The 23,392-nt window shown below is 43.0% G+C and carries 24 protein-coding genes; 1 reads left to right on the top strand and 23 read right to left on the bottom strand.

Features of this window, described 5'->3' with window-relative positions; translation table 11 throughout:
• Nucleotides 1–70 precede the first annotated feature (70 nt).
• On the top strand, nucleotides 71–1,015 hold the full coding sequence (locus tag LNN34_RS02620) for a 4-hydroxy-3-methylbut-2-enyl diphosphate reductase (protein WP_044154526.1): 945 nt from the start codon (nucleotides 71–73) through the stop codon (nucleotides 1,013–1,015).
• A gap of 23 nt (nucleotides 1,016–1,038) precedes the next feature.
• Here the strand turns inward: LNN34_RS02620 and LNN34_RS02615 are convergent, their stop codons facing one another.
• From LNN34_RS02615 to LNN34_RS02505, 23 genes are all read right to left on the bottom strand, one after another.
• A complete protein-coding gene (locus LNN34_RS02615; protein WP_193659486.1) occupies nucleotides 1,039–2,160 on the bottom strand; it encodes a Nif3-like dinuclear metal center hexameric protein in 1,122 nt (373 codons plus the stop codon).
• Nucleotides 2,153–2,821, bottom strand: a complete 669-nt coding sequence (trmK, locus tag LNN34_RS02610; RefSeq protein ID WP_229042673.1) for a tRNA (adenine(22)-N(1))-methyltransferase TrmK — start codon at nucleotides 2,819–2,821, stop codon at nucleotides 2,153–2,155. Before trmK ends, LNN34_RS02615 begins: the two co-directional genes overlap by 8 nt.
• A 244-nt stretch (nucleotides 2,822–3,065) precedes the next feature.
• Complete coding sequence (gene cccA, locus LNN34_RS02605; protein ID WP_059335433.1) at nucleotides 3,066–3,428, bottom strand: cytochrome c550; 363 nt, start codon at nucleotides 3,426–3,428, stop codon at nucleotides 3,066–3,068.
• Nucleotides 3,429–3,756: 328 nt separating this feature from the next.
• Nucleotides 3,757–4,872, bottom strand: coding sequence for an RNA polymerase sigma factor RpoD (gene rpoD, locus LNN34_RS02600; RefSeq protein WP_003226225.1), 1,116 nt, complete (start codon nucleotides 4,870–4,872; stop codon nucleotides 3,757–3,759).
• Nucleotides 4,873–5,070: 198 nt separating this feature from the next.
• Nucleotides 5,071–6,882, bottom strand: a complete 1,812-nt coding sequence (gene dnaG / locus LNN34_RS02595; protein ID WP_229042658.1) for a DNA primase — start codon at nucleotides 6,880–6,882, stop codon at nucleotides 5,071–5,073.
• A gap of 33 nt (nucleotides 6,883–6,915) precedes the next feature.
• On the bottom strand, nucleotides 6,916–7,410 hold the full coding sequence (locus LNN34_RS02590) for a YaiI/YqxD family protein (protein ID WP_024122083.1): 495 nt from the start codon (nucleotides 7,408–7,410) through the stop codon (nucleotides 6,916–6,918).
• Nucleotides 7,411–7,663: 253 nt separating this feature from the next.
• A complete protein-coding gene (locus LNN34_RS02585; RefSeq protein WP_229042656.1) occupies nucleotides 7,664–8,476 on the bottom strand; it encodes a pyruvate, water dikinase regulatory protein in 813 nt (270 codons plus the stop codon).
• Between the two features lie 25 nt (nucleotides 8,477–8,501).
• Nucleotides 8,502–9,140: a transcriptional regulator CcpN gene (gene ccpN / locus LNN34_RS02580; protein WP_024122084.1), complete on the bottom strand. Its 639-nt coding sequence runs from the start codon at nucleotides 9,138–9,140 to the stop codon at nucleotides 8,502–8,504.
• Between the two features lie 133 nt (nucleotides 9,141–9,273).
• Entirely contained in the window at nucleotides 9,274–11,313 is a 2,040-nt protein-coding gene (gene glyS, locus LNN34_RS02575; protein ID WP_044154517.1) for a glycine--tRNA ligase subunit beta, read from the bottom strand.
• Complete coding sequence (glyQ, locus tag LNN34_RS02570; protein ID WP_010334976.1) at nucleotides 11,306–12,193, bottom strand: glycine--tRNA ligase subunit alpha; 888 nt, start codon at nucleotides 12,191–12,193, stop codon at nucleotides 11,306–11,308. Before glyQ ends, glyS begins: the two co-directional genes overlap by 8 nt.
• Before the next feature lie 297 nt (nucleotides 12,194–12,490).
• Nucleotides 12,491–13,258, bottom strand: a complete 768-nt coding sequence (recO, locus tag LNN34_RS02565) for a DNA repair protein RecO (RefSeq protein ID WP_024122086.1) — start codon at nucleotides 13,256–13,258, stop codon at nucleotides 12,491–12,493.
• 36 nt (nucleotides 13,259–13,294) lie between these two features.
• Nucleotides 13,295–13,438, bottom strand: a complete 144-nt coding sequence (locus tag LNN34_RS02560; protein ID WP_024122087.1) for a YqzL family protein — start codon at nucleotides 13,436–13,438, stop codon at nucleotides 13,295–13,297.
• 143 nt (nucleotides 13,439–13,581) lie between these two features.
• A complete protein-coding gene (gene era / locus LNN34_RS02555; protein WP_215510329.1) occupies nucleotides 13,582–14,487 on the bottom strand; it encodes a GTPase Era in 906 nt (301 codons plus the stop codon).
• Nucleotides 14,468–14,878 (bottom strand): cytidine deaminase, encoded by a 411-nt coding sequence (cdd, locus tag LNN34_RS02550; protein ID WP_024122088.1) that lies wholly within the window; start codon nucleotides 14,876–14,878, stop codon nucleotides 14,468–14,470. Before cdd ends, era begins: the two co-directional genes overlap by 20 nt.
• Before the next feature lie 113 nt (nucleotides 14,879–14,991).
• Nucleotides 14,992–15,369: a diacylglycerol kinase family protein gene (locus LNN34_RS02545; protein ID WP_229042654.1), complete on the bottom strand. Its 378-nt coding sequence runs from the start codon at nucleotides 15,367–15,369 to the stop codon at nucleotides 14,992–14,994.
• A complete protein-coding gene (gene ybeY / locus LNN34_RS02540) occupies nucleotides 15,350–15,823 on the bottom strand; it encodes an rRNA maturation RNase YbeY (protein ID WP_010334982.1) in 474 nt (157 codons plus the stop codon). Before ybeY ends, LNN34_RS02545 begins: the two co-directional genes overlap by 20 nt.
• Entirely contained in the window at nucleotides 15,824–17,959 is a 2,136-nt protein-coding gene (gene pgpH, locus LNN34_RS02535) for a cyclic-di-AMP phosphodiesterase PgpH (protein ID WP_081638339.1), read from the bottom strand.
• A 71-nt stretch (nucleotides 17,960–18,030) separates the two neighbouring features.
• Nucleotides 18,031–18,990, bottom strand: coding sequence for a PhoH family protein (locus LNN34_RS02530; RefSeq protein WP_044154510.1), 960 nt, complete (start codon nucleotides 18,988–18,990; stop codon nucleotides 18,031–18,033).
• The gene (gene yqfD, locus LNN34_RS02525; RefSeq protein ID WP_024122092.1) at nucleotides 18,987–20,183 is read right to left on the bottom strand and encodes a sporulation protein YqfD; all 1,197 of its coding nucleotides are present in this window, start codon (nucleotides 20,181–20,183) and stop codon (nucleotides 18,987–18,989) included. The genes LNN34_RS02530 and yqfD overlap by 4 nt, the downstream gene beginning before the upstream one ends.
• Before the next feature lie 18 nt (nucleotides 20,184–20,201).
• Entirely contained in the window at nucleotides 20,202–20,483 is a 282-nt protein-coding gene (gene yqfC, locus LNN34_RS02520; RefSeq protein ID WP_024122093.1) for a sporulation protein YqfC, read from the bottom strand.
• A 55-nt stretch (nucleotides 20,484–20,538) separates the two neighbouring features.
• On the bottom strand, nucleotides 20,539–20,964 hold the full coding sequence (locus LNN34_RS02515; RefSeq protein ID WP_229042653.1) for a hypothetical protein: 426 nt from the start codon (nucleotides 20,962–20,964) through the stop codon (nucleotides 20,539–20,541).
• Between the two features lie 27 nt (nucleotides 20,965–20,991).
• On the bottom strand, nucleotides 20,992–21,987 hold the full coding sequence (floA, locus tag LNN34_RS02510; protein ID WP_229042652.1) for a flotillin-like protein FloA: 996 nt from the start codon (nucleotides 21,985–21,987) through the stop codon (nucleotides 20,992–20,994).
• Between the two features lie 21 nt (nucleotides 21,988–22,008).
• A complete protein-coding gene (locus tag LNN34_RS02505; protein ID WP_229042651.1) occupies nucleotides 22,009–23,322 on the bottom strand; it encodes an NfeD family protein in 1,314 nt (437 codons plus the stop codon).
• Nucleotides 23,323–23,392: the final 70 nt, after the last annotated feature.

Genomic DNA, 23,392 nt, shown 5'->3' with positions numbered 1-23,392 from the left:
AGATTAGAGCCGTTTGATTACGGCTTTTTATATTGCCTTTACTCACTTCTGTATTGGAGGACAACCGAAAATGGACGTAATTAAAATTTCGCCGCGCGGCTATTGCTATGGTGTTGTTGACGCTATGGTAATCGCTAAAAACGCGGCACTGGATAAAAGCTTGCCAAGACCCATTTATATACTCGGGATGATTGTTCATAATAAACACGTCACTGATGCGTTTGAGGAAGATGGCATTTATACATTGGACGGCGCTAATCGACTGGACATCCTGAAGCAGGTTGACAAAGGAACTGTCATTTTCACAGCGCACGGCGTTTCTCCCGAGGTTAGACGAATCGCCGAAGAAAAAGGTTTAGTCGCAATAGATGCTACATGTCCGGATGTAACGAAAACACACAATTTAATCTTAGAAATGAAAGAAAAAGGATACCACGTAATCTATATCGGCAAAAAAGGCCATCCGGAGCCGGAAGGAGCGGTTGGCGTTGCGCCTGATATCGTTCACTTGGTTGAAACGCCGGAAGATGTCAAAAATCTCGATATCCAAGCTGAAAAATTGATCGTAACAAACCAAACGACAATGTCTCAATGGGATGTTCACGATATTATGGAGTTTGTGAAGGAAAAATATCCTCACGTTGAATATCACCAAGAGATTTGCCTGGCTACTCAGGTGCGGCAGGAAGCTGTATCGGAACAGGCGAAAAAGGCCGACTTAACGATCGTTGTCGGCGACCCGAAAAGCAACAATTCAAACCGGCTCGCTCAAGTGTCAGAGGAAATAGCCGGAACAAAAGCGTACCGAATCGGCGATCTAAGCGAATTAAAATTGGAATGGCTTAAAGGCGTAAATACCGTTGCCGTTACTGCCGGAGCTTCAACACCGACACCGATCACCAAAGAAGTGATTCGCTTTTTAGAACAGTTTGATCATGAAAACCCATCAACTTGGACAATCGAACACAATGTCCCGCTTAAAAAAATCCTTCCGAAAGTGAAAGCAAAAAACTGAGGCCCTCACAGCCTCAGTTTTTTTTATAGAAAAGTAAATGGATTTGTATCCGTTTCAGAAATAAAGATATTGACGTCTGCTTTTTTATCCTTACACATTGACGTCAGTTTTTTTGTGACGCCTTCTTTCATGATTTTTTCAGCGTAATGGCCTGGATCAATGACATTCAGACCAAGCATCATCGCATCATGGGCAACATGGAAATATAGATCACCTGTAACGTAAACATCTGCGCCTTTTCGTTTTGCCTGGTGGATATACTTGTTCCCATCTCCTCCGAGAACAGCTACTTTCTTCACCATGCTGTCAGCCTGTCCCACCATTCTGACGCCGTTCACTTGAAGCTTGTCTTTCACAAACAAAGCGAATTCCTGAAGCGTCATTTCATTTTTAAGTGTTCCGACACGGCCTAGCCCTTTTTCAGCTGGTGACTGTTCGACAGGATAAACATCATAAGCCACTTCTTCATATGGATGGCTTTTTATCATTGCGTTTATAACGGCTTTTTCTATGCTTTTAGGAAACACAGTCTCCAGTCTGACTTCATGAACGAGCTCAAGCTCTCCTACCTCTCCGATAAAAGGCTGTGCGCCGTCCAGTGGCTTAAAGCTGCCAATGCCCTCAGATGAAAACGCACAATGGCTGTAGTCACCGATATGGCCTGCCCCCGCATTTCCCAGCGCTCCTCTGACCTGCTCCTCATATTCTTTCGGCACGTATACGACCAGCTTTTTAAGAGGATCGGTATAAGTAGGAGCCAATACTTCAGTTTCACTCAGCTCCAAGGCCTCAGCAAGCAGATCATTTACGCCGCCGTCAGCAACATCTAAGTTAGTATGAGCCGCATAGACAGCGATATCATGCTTCAAACACTTTTCAATCAGCCTTCCGCCGGGCTGATCAGTTGAAATATGCTTTAGCGGCCGGAAAATAGGAGGATGGTGCGCAATGATTAAATCAACATCTTTTTCAATCGCTTCATCGACAACGCTTTCCAATACATCCAGCGTAACCATCACATTTTTAACCGGTTTATTTAAACTGCCGATTTGCAGACCGATTTTATCGCCCTCAACTGCATAGGCTTTCGGAGAAAATTGTTCAAACAGCTGGATGACTTGCTGTCCGTTTACCGTTTTAGCCATGATCGATAACCTCCTTTAATAGCTTCATTCGATCGGTTAGTTCCTTCAATTTCTGTTTGTTATCTTCAGATGTTGCAGCACGGCTGATCTGCTCATATATGTTTTGAGTATGGTGAAGCTCTTGTGTCCATTTTTTCAAAAATACAGCATTCTTTTCTTTTGCCAAAAATGGGCCTACGAGCATTCCGGCCGGCAAAGAAATTCCTGCATAAGCTGCATCTCTGTCTCCGGCTTCGGCCACAAGCACCTCATAGCACTTTCCGTCTTCCTCAAGAATCACTTCATTAATAAGTGCGTATCCTTCTTTATACAGCCACTCTCTAATGTGAACGGCATGAATATTCGGCTGTAAAATAAGCCGTTCTTTGCCTGTCAGTTTTTCTTTGCCTGCTTCTAAGATATGAGCGATCAGTGACCCGCCCATTCCGGCAATTGTTATGGCGTCAGCCTCACCTTTCTGAAGCACTTCCAGGCCGTCTCCTTGCCTTACCGTTATGTGTGCGCTTAAGCCCGATTTTTCGACCTGCCGTTTGGCAGACAAGAATGGACCGTCTGTTATTTCTCCAGCAATAGCTTTGCTGGCTTTATGATTCAGCACCGCATAACAGGGAAGGTAAGCATGGTCAGAGCCAATATCCGCTACTACTGCTCCATCCGGTATGTACTCCGCTACTGTTTGTAATCGTTTTGATAATTTTAATTCGTTCACTAGTCATCACAACTTTTCTCAATCATTTTTTCCTTTTCTATCATATAAAAAATCAGCCCGGAATCCAAGCTGAGCGAATGATTTTCAGTTTATTTCTTTGCAGGAACAACATGAAGTATGGGATGACGGACAAAAATAAAAGGCTGTCGAGAACATCTCGGCGGCCTGAGAACGTATAAGGAGAAAGATACATCCATTATTTAATTTTAGACACCCATTCTGCCATGTCATCAAGCTTATCAGCCGGAACAAGACCGGAAGGCATTCCATTACCGCCTTTTTCAATCTTTGTTTTGATTTCAGCGACATCCTTTTTATTCCCTACACCTTTTAAACTCGGACCCGAAACTCCTTCATAATTTTCCCCGTGACACGAGATACAATTCGCCTTGTAAATATCTTCCGGTGAAGCGTTTGCATCATCTTTTTCAGCAGACTTGCTTTCTCCCCCACTCGCAATCTCGCGAGAGTCATCAAGCCCCTTTACTGATAAAAAGAAAGTCAGACCAATTCCTAAAACAGCGATCAGTAAAAATGGAATAAGCGGATTCCATTTCATTTCCCTTCCCCCTTTATGATCCTTCCCCCTATGTAAACACTTCTAATTCTAACTTATTTTTACAAAAAGTAAATGGATTGGCATACAAAAGTTTTTTATTCACACTTTATACAAAATTGAATCAAATCATGCCTATTTCTCTAACAATCCTTTTATTCTATTGTATAATGTATTGTATACGCTTACAATAGAAAATATGGATTGGTATATTGAAATTTTTCATCACAATGTTCATTTGCAAATGACATCATTTTTCAGTAAAATAAAGACATATTATCCATATATCTTCTTAAAAAAAGAAGAACGGATCTGCAAGACCCGTTCCATCTTATTCTAGAAAATCTTTCAAACGTTTACTTCTGCTAGGATGTCTTAGTTTCCGCAGCGCTTTCGCTTCGATTTGTCGAATACGCTCTCTCGTAACTCCAAATACCTTGCCGACCTCTTCCAATGTTCTTGTACGTCCGTCATCAAGACCGAATCGAAGCCGCAATACATTTTCTTCACGATCTGTTAACGTATCAAGCACGTCTTCAAGCTGCTCTTTCAATAGCTCGTATGCCGCGTGATCTGAAGGTGAAGTAGCCTCTTGATCTTCGATGAAATCACCAAGATGGGAATCATCTTCTTCACCGATCGGTGTTTCAAGGGACACTGGCTCTTGTGCTATTTTTAAGATTTCACGTACTTTTTCAGGTGTTAAATCCATGTCTTCCGCAATTTCTTCAGGTGTTGGCTCTCTGCCTAAGTCTTGCAATAGCTGACGCTGTACGCGGATTAATTTATTAATGGTTTCAACCATATGAACGGGGATCCGGATCGTTCTCGCCTGATCGGCAATGGCGCGTGTAATCGCCTGTCTGATCCACCACGTAGCATACGTACTGAATTTATAACCCTTACGGTAATCAAATTTCTCAACGGCTTTCATCAGACCCATGTTACCTTCTTGGATCAGGTCAAGGAACAGCATTCCGCGTCCGACGTACCGTTTGGCGATGCTGACAACAAGCCGCAGGTTCGCTTCAGCCAATCTGCGTTTGGATTCTTCATCACCTTCTTCAATTTTTTGCGCATAGGCGATTTCTTCCTTTGCAGAAAGAAGGTTAACCCGGCCGATTTCCTTTAAATACATACGGACTGGGTCATTGATTTTGACACCAGGCGGTACACTTAGGTCATTAAGGTCAAATTCTTCTTCGGCTTTGGCAAGCTGCTGAATATTAGGATCTTCTGTTTCTTCATTCTCACTAATTAATTCAACACCTTGTTCACCTAAAAATTCATAATACTCATCCATTTGGTCTGATTCAATCTCAAAGCTGGACATACGCTCAGCAATTTCTTCATATGTCAAAACGCCACGTTTTTTACCAGACTCGGTTAATTGTTCTTTCACTTGGTCGAATGTTAATTCAGTTTCGTGGGTTTGTTTATCAGCCATTATGGATCCCTCCTTCCAAAGCTTGCAACGAATTCTAAAAGCGGTATGATTCTTATTCGGTCCATTCAGGCGTTTTCTATGTGAACTGCCTTTAACAATGTGCGAATAATGAAATGACAATTCATGATGAGGTCAAGCGATCTATTTGCTCCTCCGCAAGGAATCATTGCCAATGAAAGTCCTCATCAGTTGTCCCGGTTATTTTAAAGATCGGTTCAAAGTAACGATTTCTTGAGCCAGAGATGCCGCTCTCAAAAAATCTTTTTGCCTTTCGGCTTCGGCTCTTTCCGCCTCTTTTTCTTTTATCATTGACCATTTTCTGTGATTCAACACTTTTTTCACATAATCTGATAACTCGGCCTCGCTGAGTTCTTGATTAATCTGAAGCATTAAAATATCAGACAGTAACTGGCTTATATGATCATCCGTCACCCTGGCCATAAGGTGCTGAGGCGTCAGCTCGGCCCCCTCTTCATAAAAAGCGTACAAATAGGCGGCCAAAGCGCGGTGTTCATCAATATTAAATTCAAACCCGACCCGGTCAATGACTTTTTTTATGACGCCCCTGTCACGAAGCATATGCGCCAGTAAAAGCCTTTCTGCATTTTCATACGCCGGGCGCAGCCGTTTTTGCCTTGCCTTAGTTGTCAGATGCGCTCTTCTTGTTTTCGTTTCACCGCTGCTGTCAGCAGGTTTGTTTTGCCTGCCGAATACAGTCAGCTGCTCAGTTAATGACTCCTGGGAAATCGAAAATTCGGAAGCAAGCTGTTTCACATAGACTTCCTGTTCAAGTGATCCTGACAGCGCACTGATTTCTTTAAGCACTTCTTTAATGTAGGCTAATCGATCGCCTTCATCGGCCAGGTTCTTTCCTTTGCGGAAATATTGCATTTTAAACGCCATTACCGTAACGCTTGCATCGACAATGTCGTTTTTGAATTTTTCTCCGCCGTACTGTTTAATGTAATCGTCAGGGTCCAATCCGTCAGGGATCATAGCGACTCTGACTTTACAATCTTTTTTCTGAAGAAGCTCCGCAGCTTTCAAGGTGGCTTCATATCCGGCTTTATCAGAGTCATAGCAAAGAATGATTTCCTCCACGTTTCTTCTCAGAATCTTTACATGATCATCTGTCAGAGACGTGCCCATCGTCGCTATACTCTCTTTTACGCCTGAGTTTACCGCTGATATGACATCAGCGAATCCCTCGAATAAGACAGCTCTTTCCTGCTTTCTGATATGAAGCCGGGCCTTGTGAAAATGATAAAGCAGCTTGCTTTTATGAAAAAGCGGCGTTTCCGGACTGTTCATATATTTTGGCTGCTGGCTGCCAAGCGCTCGGCCTGAGAAAGCCACAACAGCTCCATGATGGTCATGGATCGGAAACATGATCCGGTTTCTGAAACGGTCAAAATATCCGCTTCCGTCTTCGCGTCTGATTAGCAGACCCGCTTTTTCCATTTGTGTTTCACTGAAGCCCCGCTTGACGAGAAATTTTGTTATGAAATCCCAAGAATCAAGAGCATAGCCGATTTGAAATTCATCAATCAGCTCTTTTGTAAACCCTCTTGCAAGCAAATAATCCAGCGCTTCTTGACCTTCTTTTGTATTTATTAACAAATGGTGGTAAAATTTCTTCAGAAGCTCATGAGCCTCCGCCATTTTTTGTTCTCCGGAGGATTCTGGCCGGACTGCGGTGTGAACCGTTATGTCATCTGGAAAATCAATGTGGTATTTGTCCGCAAGGTGGGAAACCGACTCAGCAAACGAATAGCCCTCCATCTGCCTCAAAAAGGAGAAAACATTGCCGCCCGCTCCGCAGCCGAAGCAATGAAAAATCTGTTTGTCTGGCGATACGGAAAACGAAGGTGTGCTTTCTCCGTGAAAAGGACAGAGTCCAAAGTAGTTTCGGCCTTGCTTCTTTAATTGAACATAATCACCTATGACTTCAACGATATCTGCCGACTTTTGCACCTTGTCTACAATTTCATCTGGTATCCGATTTCCCATCTTATAACACTCCGTCGTACATTATTCGATGTTTTAGTGCAAAATCCCTTCATCGTTCGACAGGATTTTTTGCAGCAGTGTAACAAATCGTTCTCGATCTTCATGATTCAATTTTTTAGGCCCTTTGGCATATATGCCTTTTCTCCTTTGTTTGCCGGAAACATGACGGCCTTCAAGGGCAAAATCAATCGTATCTTCCTTGTAAAGACGCCCTCTCTCCGACATGACGGTGACATTCCTGTTCACAAGCAGGGATGCTAAACCAATATCCTGCGTCACCACGACATCTCCCGGTTTTACATGATTTGCGATATATAAATCAGCAGCTTCTTTATGAGGATCAACATACTTCCATTTTTCTTCCTGACTTCTGGAAAGCTGGTAATGTTCAAATGAAGCGACAAAAAGAACTTGAACTTCATAATCGGATGCTGTTTGTAAAATTTCGTCTTTTACGGGACAAGCATCAGCATCGACAAAAATCGTCTTTTCTTTTTCATTAAGAAGAGTAATTCTCCATCCCTCCATTAAACTCCTGCATAAAAGCAAGCAAAATCGCACACCCTGCAAAAATGCGGGTGTATATGAATTTGTCGAAAAATTTCCGGGAGAAATTCTTGACATCTTACCCATAATAGTTTATTCGTATCACACTAACCTTAAACCTAAAATTAATCATTTTATCACAATTTTTTATTATAATACAAACTTCACAAAGATGCTATTGTTTTTCATTATTCCCTTTTGGCAAAGTCAAAAACCCAGGATAGAGCGTCCTGAGTTACATGTTTTTCGTTTTGAGATGATGGATAATATTTGCTGTTTCTTCTACTGCTTTATTTGAAACATCTACAACCTGGCAGCCGATTCGATCCACGATCTTTTCGAAATATTCCAGTTCCTCTTTAATTCTGTTGATATTTGCATAGATGGCCTTGTCATTGAGGCCAAGCGATTTTAACCGTTCTTTTCTGATATGATTCAGTTTATCCGGACTGATCTTCAGGCCGATGCATTTTTTTGGGTCAACATGAAAGAGCTCTTCCGGCGGGTCAACCTCCGGAACAATCGGAACATTGGCAACCTTCAGCCGCTTGTGGGCAAGATATTGAGATAACGGTGTTTTAGAGGTTCTCGATACACCGATCAAAACGATATCAGCTTTTAAAATACCTCGTGGGTCACGCCCATCATCGTATTTAACAGCAAATTCAATCGCTTCGACCTTTTTGAAATAATCTTCATCAAGCTGGCGGACCCGTCCCGGTTCATATTTGGCCGTTAAACCGTAGGCTGTTTCCATTTTATCAATTAACGGGCCGATAATATCATAATATAAAACATTTGCTTTATCCGCTTCGGCAATCAAATATTCTCTTATTTCCGGCACCACAAGTGTAAAACAGATAATGCCTCCATCTGCTTTTGCAAGTGAAATCACTTCATTGATAGTGCCAATGTCTTCAACATAAGGAATTCTTCTTACATGTGTATCATCCGCTGAGCCGTTAAATTGGCTTAATGCAGCTTTGACTACCAATTCGGCCGTTTCACCGACGGAATCCGATACAACATAGATGATGCGGTTATTCATATTATCCCCCCGTTAGTCTGCGCTCTTATAGGATTTCATTTTCTGATAAACTGACAAGTATTTTGGTCATATTCGTTTTCGTCACTCTGCCGATCACTTCATATCCCTTATCGGTATCTTTGATGACAGGCAGCGCATCGATTTGTTTTTCAATTAAGTGCTTTGCAATGTCCATCACATAATCCTCGCGTCTGCACACTGTAATATTCGGCATTCTAGTCATAATAATGTGCACAGGGACAGAAGTAAGCTCCTGCTGGCCGATGCTGGCTCGTAGTAAATCCTTTCGTGAAAGCACTCCGACTAAAACAGCATCACGGTCCACTACAAACAGAGTACCTACATCTTCTAAAAACATGGTGCAAATCGCATCATATACAGAAACGTTCTCGTGAATAACGACGGGGATAGATTGAAAGTCTTTCACCTGAAGCTTTTTCAGTTTATCTGCCAAAAGCTGCGTGCCGGTTTTTCCAGTATAGAAATAACCGACTCTCGGGCGCGCCTCAAGGAAACCTGACATGGTGAGTATGGCTAAATCCGGACGCAGTGTTGCTCTCGTTAAATTCAGCTGTTCGGCAATATGCTCCCCTGTAATCGGTCCGTTTTCTTTTACAATCTGCAAAATATGTTCTTGCCGTTTATTTAGTTCGATCGTACTCACCACCTTTTCACTTCGTATCTATGTAAAGAAATAATAAACCATATTATAACGTAAATGCTTTGTAATCAAACAAAAAAACGTTCAAATGGGGAAAAGACGATTACCGATCACACAGCAACCGCCTTTTCTTTCTTTATTTTACAATAAGGGCATTCATATTAGCAAAGGACTTGATCTGATCCGCCAAGCTTACCATTTGCGCTAATCGGTTTGCCTTTAATGTCTCGTTATCAGCAATAACCATCGTATGGTCGAAATAAGCATCAATCGGTTCCTTCAAGGCCGCAAGGGAAGAAAGTGCCGCCTCATAATCCTTTTTGCTGAAGCTTTCCTGCAGATTTTGTTTAGCAGTTTGATAAGCTTCGTACAGCTTCGCTTCGTATTCATTTTCAAACAAATCAGGCTGAATTTCCGCGCGAACTCCTTTTTTGCTGATAGAGATCACTCGGCCTAAAGCTTCTGCTGTTTCCTTAAAGCCTGGCGCACCCAATTTTTGTTCCAGCACTTGCGCTTTGTGGAGCGCCGAATATGGCTCAAGCTCAGAGCTTTCCAGCACGGCATCTATTACATCATGTCTGATCTGCTCCGCATTTAAGACGTATTTTAGACGCTGAGTGAAGAAATCTAACAGTTCGGTTTCTTTTTCGGTTTGTACGAAAGTCAGCAGCTCTTCAAACGAAATGCCCCAATTCCGGTCAAGCAGAATAGCGACAATACCGCTCGCTTGGCGGCGCAAGCCATAAGGATCCTGTGAACCAGTCGGAATGACGCCAATAGAGAAGAAGGATGCGATTGTATCCAGCTTATCCGCCATGGCAACTACCGCCCCAGTGAAAGTGGAAGGCGTTTCTCCGCCTGCAGATCTAGGCATATAGTGTTCGTTGACAGCTGCGGCTACAGCATCATGTTCGCCAAGCATTCTCGCATACTTTTCACCCATAATTCCTTGAAGCTCAGGGAACTCATATATCATATGTGTCACAAGGTCGAATTTAGAAATTTCAGCAGCACGTTTCACATGTTTTAATGTATCTTCATCAGCTTGAAGACGGACAGCAAGCTTCTCTGCGATCGCTGTTACTCTTCTTACCTTATCAGCGAGAGAGCCAAGCTCTTCATGGAACACAATGTTTTCAAGCTTCTTCACATTTTCATCAATGTTCAGTTTCTGGTCTTCCTTGTAGAAGAAAGAAGCATCTGACAAACGGGCACGCAGCACTTTTTCATTGCCTCGCGCGACATTTTCGATCGCGTGGCTGTTTCCGTTACGGACTGTGATAAAGTAAGGCAGCAAATCTCCGTTTTTGTCTTTAACAGGGAAATAGCGCTGATGCTCTTTCATTGTCGTTACAAGCACTTCCTCAGGAATGGACAGAAACTCAGATTCAAATGAGCCGTAAAGAGCCGTCGGATATTCTACTAAATGATTGACTTCATCAAGGAGATCCTCGTCAACCGGAATACTCCAATTGTTTTCTTCGGCCATTGCTTCCAGCTGCGATTGAATCATCTGTTTGCGAACATTTGGATCAGCAATCACATGCTGCTCTTTCAGCTGTTCTTCATAACTTGAAGGTGATTCAATAGACACTTCATGCCCCAGGAACCGGTGCCCCTGTGTCGTCCGGCCTGACTCAACATTTGTAATTGCAAACGGAATGACATCCTGGCCAAATAAAGCGACAATCCATTTAATCGGACGGATATAACGCAGATCTTCATTTCCCCATCTCATATTTTTCGGGAAATGGAGGCTTGTGATTAAGCTGTTCAGTTCAGGCAGAAGCGTTTTGGTTTCTTGTCCTGCTTGGAATTTTTGCACAAAAACATATTCCGTGCCTTTTATTTCTTTCATGTACAAGTCTTCCACACTGGCACCTTGGCCTTTTGAAAACCCAATCGCCGCTTTTGTCCAGTTGCCGTCAGCATCAAGGGCGATTTTTTTCGCAGGCCCTTTTGCTTCTTCTTTTATATCATCCTGCTTTTCTGCTACACCCTTTACTAAAACAGCAAGGCGTCTCGGTGTATTAAAAAGCTTCACTTCACCGTGTGCAATATTTTTTTCTGCAAGCCAGCCTGTCAGCTTTTCGCCCAGCTGAACCATGCTTTCATTCAAAAAGCGCGCCGGCATTTCCTCTAATCCGATCTCTAAAAGTAAATCCTGTTTACTCATGAGAAGAACCCTCCCCTTTAAGCATTGGGAACCCTAGTTTTTCTCGTTCCTCATAATAGGTTTTTGCGACTTTTCTTGCTAAATTCCGCACTCTTCCGATATAGCCTGTTCGCTCTGTAACAGAGATTGCCCCTTTGGCGTCAAGAAGGTTGAATGTGTGCGAGCATTTAAGCACGTAGTCATATGCGGGATGCACAAGACCATTGTCCATTTGCTTGATCGCTTCTTTTTCATACGTGCTGAACAATTGGAACAGCATATCAACATCAGATGTTTCAAATGTATAAACGGAATGCTCGTACTCAGCCATCATGAATAAATCTTTCACAGTAAAGCCTGATGTCCACTCAAGATCAAATACATTTTCTTTATCCTGTATATAAGAGGCCAGACGCTCAATTCCGTATGTAATTTCCACGGAAACAGGCTTACACTCAAGTCCCCCAACCTGCTGGAAATACGTGAATTGTGTAATTTCCATTCCGTCAAGCCATACTTCCCAGCCAAGACCCGCACAGCCTAAAGACGGATTCTCCCAGTTGTCCTCAACAAAACGGATGTCATGCTCAAGCGGATCAATTCCGAGAGCGCGCAAAGAGTCTAAATACAGCTCTTGAATGTTATCAGGTGATGGTTTAATGATGACCTGAAATTGATGATGCTGATAGAGTCTGTTCGGGTTTTCTCCGTATCGGCCGTCAGCTGGGCGTCTTGACGGCTCAACGTAAGCCACTTTCCACGGCTCAGGACCGATACTGCGCAAAAATGTATACGGGCTCATCGTGCCGGCCCCTTTTTCTACATCGTATGCCTGCATGAGCACACAGCCTTCATTAGACCAATGCTTCTGCAGGGTTAGAATCATGTCTTGAATATTCATTTCAAGCACCTCCACTTTTCCTTCATAAAAATTGCTGCGGCAGCAACCAAAAAACTCCCGTCTCTATGCTTGCCAGCCGCAAACATAGGGACGAGAGTTCTCCCGCGGTTCCACCCTAGTTGCTGAGAACAAAATCCCAGCCTCTTTTTTAAAATTGCTCAAGAATGCCTTTCGTTGCGCGCTCATCCTTAGCTTACACCGTCCTAAGGTCGCTTTTATGAGGTAAACGCAAGTACTTCTTTCTCTCACTGCAACATATTTTATAATAAATGATCATATAAAAAGATGGGCCATATGTCAACTTTTGTTTTCACCCATAAGATGTTTCATGCTCTCCATTTGATCTAAAAAACGCTTCGATTTCAGATAAACCCCTGAATATTCTTCGTAGTACAAGTCAATAACTTGCTTTAATTCATTTTTCGTTTCCTGCTTTAAAGACACATTGCCAATCCTTGAAAGGTCGAAGTAATAAAACAGTCTCAAAAGCCTTGCCGTTTGCGGCTTAATCGGCACCTTGTAAGGGTCTTTGTCGAAGCAGCGATGGCAAATAAAACCGTTATCGCGAACAGAAAAATGGAATGTCCCATCCTGGCTTTTACAATGCACACAGTGATTAAGCTCAGGATACAGTCCCATCACAGCAAGCATCTTCATTTGAACAATGAAGGTAATAACATCCGGGTCTGTTCCTTCGTCAAGCTGTTTAAAGGATTCTAAAATAAATTCAAACAAATAGGGATTTGGTTTTTTTTCTTCTGTGCCTTTGTCAACGAGCTCAGCAATAAAAGCTGCATATGCAGTTAAAAACAAATCCTCTCTGATGCCTCTCATGCTGAGGATCATTTCACCCTGCTGAAGGGTTCCGAGGCCTGTTGTTTTCTGCATTAGGAATGAACCATACAAAAAGGGCTGGCTGACTGCTGATAAACGGCTGTTCGGTTTTTTGGCTCCTCTGGCCATAACACCTATTTTTCCGTGTTCTCTTGTCAGTAAAGTAACAATTTTATTCGTCTCTCCGTAATCATTGGTACGAAGAACGATTCCTTCACATTTTGTCAGCATTTCCGCACCTTCCTAAAACAGGAGCGGTCAAGAGGTCTATAAAATTGGAAAATCAAATCGGGCTAGCTCATCTTCTAGTTCTTCGGGTCTTTCCATGTTCTCTTTTTCCAGTTCTTTAAAAAGAAGATACGTATCAACATTTCCTGTTTGAGAAAATACGTTCCAGGTAAAATTCAACACAAGAAACCCACCTTTCTGTAGTTAAACTAGCTTACCTAAACTCCAAATTCTTACCTTTATCTTGACCAGATGTCCTCCATTTCATGTTAAACAAAATTTGCTAATGTATCCCTGTTCATGTGAGATAATGACACAGCAAGTGATTAATATTCATCCTCTTTAAAGCCGAAGTCGCGAAGCTGGGACATTTTGTTACGCCAGTCTTTCTGCACTTTTACCCACAATTCTAGATAGACGCGGGAACCTAAGAGGGCCTCGATATCCGCTCTCGCTCTTTTTCCGACTTCTTTCAGCAGGCTGCCTTTTTTCCCGATGACAATGCCTTTTTGAGAATCCCGTTCGACCACAATTGTTGCCGCAACGTGCACGGATCCGTTGTCTTGCCCTTTAATCGATTCGATGCTTACCGCAATGCTGTGCGGGATCTCTTCCCTTGTCAGATGCAGCACCTTTTCCCTGATCAGCTCAGAAATGATAAAGCGCTCCGGATGATCGGTCACCTGATCACTCGGATAAAACTGCGGACCTTCAGGCAAATATGCTTCAATCTGCGCCAGCAATGTTTCAATGTTATTTCCCTCTAATGCAGAGATCGGAACAATTTCCTTAAAAGGATATCGCTTGCGGTATTCGTCAATTAGCAGAAGCAATTGATCAGGATGGATCTTGTCAATTTTGTTTACGATTAAGAAAACAGGTGTCGAGGTATTCTGCAGTTTCTCAATAATGAACTCGTCGCCCTTACCATAGCCTTCCTCAGCATTGATCATAAATAAGATCAAATCGACTTCTTTTAATGTATTTTGCGCCACTTTCATCATAAAGTCCCCAAGCTTATGCTTAGGCTTATGAATTCCTGGTGTGTCAATAAAAATCGTTTGTGATGCGCCTGTCGTTAATACCCCTTGCACCTTATTTCTTGTTGTTTGGGGTTTATCACTCATGATCGCGATTTTTTGGCCGATCACTCTGTTCAAAAAAGTAGACTTTCCTACGTTTGGTCTTCCGATAATGGATACAAATCCTGATTTAAAGCTTTCGTTCGTCATGTAAATCCTCCGATGAAAATGCGCCTGGCAATAATTCTTCTGCAGTCATTTCTTGTATTTGTCCTTGTAAATTGGTCAGCACGATAATAACGTCCTTTGTGCAGAGCTCAGAAATCACCTGCCGGCAGGCTCCGCACGGTGATACTGGTCCCGGGGTGTCAGCAGCTACTGCCAGCATCTGAAACTCAGTATCGCCTTCAGAAACAGCTTTAAACAAAGCGGTACGCTCAGCGCAGTTGCACATGCTGTATGCCGCATTCTCTATATTGCAGCCTCTGTACACTTTTCCATCTTTGGTAAGAAGAGCGGCTCCTACTTTAAACTTGGAATACGGTGCATATGCCATGTCACGCGCTTTTAAAGCTTCTGTTATCAATTTCTGTCTGTTCATGTGTACATGTTCCTCTCTTACCTATAATGGTACCGCTATCACTTTATATTTTACATAATGGCGCTCCTTTTTTCACGCCCATTTCTAAAAATGTAAAATAAATGTAAGAATTTTCAGCCATACAGCTTTGGCAAAAAAATAAGTAAACCAATAATACACGAAATCATGGCAAAAACGCAAACAGCCCCGGCAGCAGCGTCCTTAGCCGCCTTAGCAAGCGGGTGATGTTTATCTGTTACTAAATCAACCGTGTGTTCAATAGCTGTATTTAAAAGCTCCAGTGAAAGCATTCCGCCAATCAAAAGAAAAATAATAGCCCACTCTGTCAGGCTGAGATTAACGAGAAAACCGCAAATGATAACGGCGCAGGCAGCCGCGGCATGAAATTGAAAATTCCGCTCCGTCCGCGCCGTTCTCCATATGCCCCGCCCTGCGTGCACGAAGCTCATTAGGAATCGCATCAGCTCATTTCTATGATCTCTTGAGTCCATAGGCGTCCAGCAAATCCTTTTGCTTAGTAAACATCTCCTCTTCTTCCTCTTTCGTCATATGGTCATATCCCAAAAGATGCAGGAATCCATGTACCGCTAGAAAGCCAAGCTCTCTCTTGAAAGAATGGTTATATTCTTCAGCCTGCTCTCTTGTACGATCTGCACTGATGATAATATCACCTAAAACCGGCGGCATTTCAGCACCGACAATTTCAACTTCGTCTTCTCCCTCTTCTTCAAGAGCAAAAGAGATGACGTCTGTCGGCGTATCCTTTCCCCGATACTCTTTATTGATCTGCTGAATGTCTTCATTGGTAACGATCGTGACAGAAACCTCAGCCTGATCCTGAACTCCTTCGCGCTCAGCGGCAAATTGAAGCAGATTTTCTACTTCTTTAAGCATCTCTTCAGAGACACTTCCGGTTTCATCTACGATATCAATCAATAAACTCATCTATTTCACCTTCTTAGTAGCCTCCGGATATTCAATCCGGGAGTGGAAAATTCCTTTTAATGTTGCACAAAGCGTTTTTGCGATTGTATCAAGCTCTTTAAATGTCAAATCGCATTCACTAAACTGTCCGTCCTGAAGCTTATCGGATATAATGCCCCGGACAAGCTTTTCAATTCGTTCAGGATTTGGATTATGCATCGATCTGACAGCCGCTTCGACACTGTCTGCCACTGATATAATCGCGGCTTCTTTTGACTGCGGCTTCGGCCCCGGATAACGGAATTCTTCCTCTGTAATCTGATCGCCTTTTTCCTTCGCTTTATAATAAAAGAATTTCAAAAGAGAGGTCCCGTGGTGCTGCTCAGCAATATCCACAAGTTCCTTTGGAAATTTATAGCTTCTCAGCATATTCGCCCCGTCAGTGGTATGCGAAATAATGATATTTTTACTGAGCTGCGGAGAAAGCTTATCATGCGGATTGTCAATATTCATTTGGTTTTCAATAAAATACTGCGGCCGCTTTGTTTTTCCGAGGTCGTGATAATACGCACCGACTCTTGCAAGCAAACCATTTGCCCCTACCGCCTCGCAGGCGGCCTCTGACAAATTGGCGACCATGACGCTGTGGTGATATGTACCTGGTGTTTCTGTCAGTATTTTTCGAAGCAGCGGATGGTTAGGGTTAGACAGCTCGATAAGCCTCATTGTGGACAAAATGCCGAAACCTGTCTCAAAAAACGGCATAAGTCCGATAATTAATACGGAGGAAGCAAAACCCGACACAACCCCCATCAGCATTAGCGTCCCGATTTCCAAGCCTGACAGCGCGGTGTTTTGGATCAATAATAGAGATAGAACCACAATCATATTGATAAACGCCACAAAAAGCCCGGTCTGCAAAATTTTTGATCTGCCATTGTGTTTTCCTAAAAACAAAACACCGGAAATACCGCTGATCAAATAATAAATACCAATGACATAATTAAATGTTCCTGTCACACCTTGATTAAACATCATACTTCCGCAAATCGCAAGAATGATACTTCCTAAAATAGCGATTCGTTCATTCATCAGCAGCTTGATTAGGATTGCACCGGCCGCAATGGGGACAAGATAGCCAATATTGTTATATTCCATCTTTTGAAATAAACTGACAACCTCCATAATAACAAGCAAAAGCGTTGTAATAATGGAGAATAATAGGATCGACTTGTTTTTGAATTTCAGATTTTGATTCTGTTTTTCGAAATAGTAAACGAGTGTAGCGATGAAAAGCCCGATCATGATCAATAGGCCGCTAATCGGCTTGAACAAATTGGAGTTATTTAACAATCCGGTCAGCTCAAGTTTTCTGTACACTTCCCGATCAATGAGGTCATTTTCTTCCACGAGCACCTGCCCCTGTTTGATCTGAACCTGCTGAACATTGTCTGACGCTTCCTGGCGTTTTGCCTCTGTTGCTTTTGGATCGAAGACGTAATTCGGAATAATGGCGTAACGCCCGATTTCCGTGGCGGCTCCCAAATATTTAGACGGGATAGAATTACTCTTCAGTTCTTTTTGCACTTTATCTTTTGCTTCAGATAATTTATCCGACGGGATTTCACTGCTCATCACTGAGTTTACTGCTGTTATGACAGTATCTCTGACAAATGAAAAATCTTCATGGTCCGCCTTCAGCAAAGTCTTGATGGCATCCTCTGATATAGAATCATTCACATCTGACGTCAGCTTATTTTTCACCGACTTAATCATTGTTTTTTCTGATGGTGAACTGCTGTCTTCTTCTGCTGATTTTTTCACTTCACTGATACTGTCGAATATCGATGATACAAGATCAATTCGATTGTCTGTATAATCTTTCTTTAAGGTATACTGATCTTCGACCGCATCTTCAGCAGCTTGCTTTTTTTCCTCTGTCGCTTTTTGATCTTCCACAGTTGCCGGAGCATAAATGGTCTTGTCGCTGACTGAAAACAGGTCTAAATCAAGCGTTTCCGGCTTCACATGTACAAAAAGCAATGCGAACATAATCGCAGCCAGCAGAAGATACAGCAGTACATGCATGGAGCGGGCATTTTTAAAGCCGCGCCACTTTTTTGAGCCGCTTTTGGTCTTCCCCTTCTTTTTCAACACAAGAACCTCCTCTAGAAAATCAAGCTCATAAGCAAAAATGACCCGATAACGCGCGATCGGGTCATTCAGGATTAATTTTGCTTATCGTATGCTTCAATAATTTTCGCAACCAGCGGATGTCTGACCACGTCTGTCTGGTCCAGTTCAATCACAGAAATGCCGTCGATTTCTTTCAGCATCTCTCTCGCTACTGCAAGTCCCGATTTGACGCCTTTCGGCAGATCAATTTGGCTAACGTCACCTGTAATGATCATTTTAGAGCCAAAACCCAGTCTCGTCAAAAACATTTTCATTTGGGCAGGCGTAGTGTTCTGTGCTTCATCAAGTATAACATAGGCATCATCAAGCGTCCGGCCTCTCATATAAGCGAGCGGAGCGATTTCAATGACTCCTCTTTCCAGCAGCCGTTCTGTATGATCTGTTCCAAGCACATCATGAAGAGCGTCATACAGCGGGCGCAAATAAGGATCTACTTTCTCTTTGAGGTCACCTGGTAAAAAACCGAGGCTTTCACCGGCTTCTACCGCAGGTCTTGTTAAAATGATTTTTTTAATATGTCCGTTTTTCAATGCGTGGACTGCTTTTACGACAGCAAGGTACGTTTTTCCGGTTCCCGCCGGGCCGATGCCAAATACAAGATCATCTCGTTTCATGGCGGCCACGTATTCCCGCTGTCCCATGGTTTTCACACGGATCGGTTTGCCTTTTGCGTTTTTTGTAATTTCTTCTTCGTACATGCTTTCAAAATATTCAAGTTCATTCTTTTTTGCCATCTTGATGGCGGAAATCACATCACGTTCAGAGATCTCTATCCCCTTGCGAATTAATGCGAGAAGTGATCCCAGCAGCCTGTCGGCAATCTGAAACGATTCTTCATCGCCTGAAATATAAATCGTTTCGCCTCGCGTAATGATATTTACATCCAGATCTTTCTCCATCAGTGTCAAAAAAGAATCTTGATTCCCGAACAGTGAAAGCGCCTCGTCCGGGCTTTTCAGTTTTTGATTCATCGCAAGTAAATGTTCTGTCATTCTTCAGTCTCCCTGACAATAGGTGTGGTTTGAACGATATCTTCTATAACTTGGTAGAGAATAATCAACTTTACTTTACCATTCTCGACTGTCTGGTGCAAAACTTTTTCACTTTTCACCTCGCCGTCCTCGCCTATTTTACTCTCTACATCCCGTTTACCCATTTTGATTCCTTCTTGAACTGCTTCTTCTTTCGTATATTTTCGCAAAGCCTCTTCACTTTCTCTCGTTTGCTCTTTGATATAAGAAACAGGGAGCTCCAAACCGAGAAAATGAAGCGAATGCTTCTCTTGTTCTGTTTTTGGATGTTTTAATTCTTCTTTTTTAAGCGTTATCCCCCAGATTGGGAAAGCCCATGAGCCAAAAGAAAGCTTGTGCTTTGTCCTTACTTTGCCCGTATAGACGTTAAATAATGTTTCAAGGGGCACCGTTACTTCAGATCTGTACCAGGTCTCGCCGTAAATTTCAGCTTTAGAGGCGACTTCCTGCTGCTCATCTTCGCTTCCGATTAAGCCGGAGACAAGCATTTGCCCCTTTTCAACATGATCATGGATTGCGGCCATGGGCTGTCCTTTCTGGACAAACATTCTTGTAATGGTTGCTTTCTTTTTGGCGACAATGTGGCGCGGACTGACATACTTTTCTTTTTCAGGCTCATTTTTCTCTACAACTTTCATGTGGATGGTCGTGCCTTTCAAATCGACTCCGACCCAAGTGATATTGTCTATTCCGTTTGTTAACGATTTTTGTATTTTTTCGGGAGACTGCATTAAAAATTGCAATCGCCCTTTCTTGACGCCGATTTCCTTCAAATGCTGCATCATTTGGTGCTCCGTTTCAGGCTTTGCACCAGTCACTTCAATTTTCCATACCATATTGGAGAGCAAAAACAATAGGATAAAAAAAAGCGCAAAACCAATGGTAAAACCTAAATTCAGTTTGGATTTCAGCAATAAGAACGGGAACCCTTTTCGATTGATAAAACGGGCTTTACAGTCAAATTCTCTTCTGACACGCCGAAAGGCATGTACATCCTGAAGCTGTATATATAACAAGACGGCTTCTTTCTTTTTTTTCAGATGAAAGATCGGAATCCCTCTTCTTGTGCATTCATTAAGGAGCCGTTCAATGCCTCGTCCCGTCACTTCAAGCTGGACCTTACCACCAAAAAAAGACAGCCATTTATTTTTCACAACATTTCCCCCTCGGCTTTATGACTCAACATATCGAACGACATCAATCGTACCCTCCAAAAGTATTTCTTCCGGAAGAATCGCTTTGATCACAAAGTTTTTTCCTGATATGATGCACTGGCCCTGCTTCAGCATCAGCCTCACTTCATTCTCACTGAACAGCAGAAGACCTCTGTGGTTTTCTATGTAGATATGAAGTCTGCCGACCATTGTGATCCGCGGCAGATCCATCATAACGTCCGGGGGAATTTCCAATGCTCTTGTCAGCCAAGCTTTTAAACGATTCTTTCTTTGCCCCATACAAAAAGAACCCCCTTTCATCTCATATGTATGATTTGAAAGAGGGTTCTAACACTTAATTTTTGCGGGCTGCACGCATTGTGTGATGAGGTTTTTTTGCCCTTGGCGGACCGAATACCTCGCCTAAGACAATGCCTTGCACAACAGTGTCTTTATTGACCTGAAGCAGTTTTTGCTTGGTATACACAGCTTTATGTTTGGCGGCAGTAAGATCCCGCTCAAGCCCTTTCAGGTTTCTTTCCGTTTCCTTCCGTCTGTCTTCAGCTTCTTGTCTCATCTGTTCCAAGCGGTTTGGAATAGGAGCTGGCGTTTCTTCAGCTGATTGTTTATTTTGAACAGCAGCAGGTTTCATTGTCTGCGGCTTTTTTCTTTTTTGATTTTGATTGTTTTTTTCTTCTTCTTTTTTCACTTTGCCGAAAATCGTGGAAATAATTCCGATAATCGCTGCAATAACAAGCGGATTCGTCAGTATATCTTCCATCACTATTCTCCCTTCTGCATAGAGAGATTATGATTTGCGGTCTTCATCCGATTGGTCTTTCGTTAATTTACCGAATGAATCACGCATATCTGTGTCTGCATCAATGTTTTTAATATTCATGTAGTCCATGACGCCGATATTTCCTTCGCGCAGGGCTTCGGCCATCGCAAGCGGCACTTCCGCTTCGGCTTCAACCACTTTAGCTCGCATTTCTTCTACACGTGCGCGCATTTCCTGTTCTTGAGCAACAGCCATTGCACGGCGTTCTTCGGCTTTGGCCTGCGCAATATTTTTGTCGGCCTCTGCCTGATCCGTCTGCAAGATCGCCCCGATGTTTTTACCAATGTCAACATCAGCAATATCAATCGATAGAATTTCAAAGGCGGTTCCTGAATCCAGACCTTTACCGAGCACCTTTTGAGAAATCATATCAGGGTTCTCCAGCACTTTTTTGTGATTTTCGGATGAACCGATTGTAGATACGATCCCTTCGCCTACACGGGCTACAATCGTTTCCTCACCCGCACCCCCGACGAGGCGGTCGATATTGGCTCTTACTGTAATTCTCGCTTTCGCCTTCACTTCAATTCCGTCCATGGCAACACCTGCAATAAACGGTGTTTCAATGACCTTCGGATTAACGCTCATTTGCACGGCTTCCAAAACATCACGGCCGGCAAGGTCGATGGCTGCACAGCGTTCAAATGTAAGCTCAATATTAGCACGCTGAGCTGCGATAAGTGCGTTAACGACTCTATCTACATTCCCTCCGGCAAGATAGTGGCTTTCAAGCTGGTTTGTTCCAACGTCGAGTCCCGCTTTATGCGCTTTAATCAGCGGATTAACCACCCGGCTCGGTATGACGCGGCGTAGCCTCATCCCTATTAGAGTGAAAATGCTGATTTTAACTCCGGCTGCTAAAGCTGAAATCCAGAGCATAACAGGTACAAATGTAAAAAATACAGCTAAGACAATGATCCCTACTACGACAATAGCCAGTATCATTAATGTTGATGGATCCATGTTACTTCTCCTCGTTTCTGTTTAAATTTCTCTCACGACAATGCGCGAGCCTTCCACTTTGATTACTTTTACTTTTTTATCTTTCTCTGTAAATAATCCTTCAGATACCACATCAAGACGCTCGTCATCGATAATGACGGTTCCCGCGGGACGCAGCGGCGTAAAGGTCACGCCCTCCTTGCCGATTAAGTCCGTTCGCGTTTGGTTTGATACATAACCGCTCTCTGTATTTGTCGAATCATTTAATATAAATTTCTTAAAGAATTTCATACGCTTTCCCAACATCCTTGTCAGTAAAATGAAAGCTGTAATGGAAACAGCTGAGGCGATCAAGAGAGAAACCGCCATGACTGTGAAGCTTCCCGCGGCCAAAAATAAGCTCGCAACAATTGCTCCCAAGCCAAGTAAACCAATGATTCCTCCGGGGAGGAATATCTCCATCAGGATCAGAATCACCCCTGCTATAAAGAGGAGAACCGTTTCATATCCGGCAAGACCCGTTGCAAGATGTCCGTAAAAAAACAGGATCAATGCGATAAATCCTGCTGTTCCAGGCAGACCGACACCAGGAGAAAAAAGCTCAACAGTAAGACCTAAAAAGGCAATTGTCAATAAAATAGGAACAACAATCGGACTGGTTAGCCACCTTGCTGCCTTTTCTGCAAAGCTTTCCTCAGCATAGCTGATATGTGCATCTCCGTATCCAAGCTTCTTCACAAGCGCGGAAAGATTGTTAACAGTTCCTTCTGAATAGCCTACGTCAACAGCTTTTTCCGCATTCAGCGTAAGCAGATCTCCCTTCGGCGCGCCCGCTTCTCTTGCATCTACATCAGGGTCTGCCATGGCACGCGCATATTTTGGATCACGGTTGTTTTTTGCTGCAGCATCTTCCAGCTCCGCAAGCCAGAATGATTCAGCTTTTTTGTCAGCAGCATTGCCTTTACCGTCTATGATCGCCGCGGCTCCCATCTTTCCTCCGGGCGCCATATAAATGGCGTCAGCCTGTAACGCGATATATGCACCAGCAGACAATGCCCGTTTGTTTACATAAGCAGTTATCGGGATATCCGTTTCGTTGATCGTGTCCGCTATATCAATAGCTGATTTTACCAGTCCTCCCGGTGTGTTAATATCAAGAATAATATGGTTTGCATGCTGAGCCTCTGCATCTTGTAGCGAACGCGACAAAAACGAGGCGAGACCCTGTTCGACATTTTTTTCAACGGGAATGACGTAGACGGTTTGTTTTTCTGCTTTTGTGTGCAGCTGAACTCCTAATAATGATAGTAGAAATATGCTCAAAAGAGCCGCTCGGAATCCTTTTGTTTGAAGCAAGGGCGATGTATCCCTCCTTCCTCGTATATTAAGTGCCTTCTCTTCATACGTAACAAATGTATCAAAGGTT

The sequence above is a fragment of the Bacillus sp. AF23 genome (genome assembly GCF_020861455.1).
GTDB classification, from domain to species: Bacteria; Bacillota; Bacilli; order Bacillales; family Bacillaceae; genus Bacillus; species Bacillus halotolerans.
Note: the sequence above shows the minus strand (reverse complement) of the source record. Positions and strands in the feature narration are given on the sequence as shown.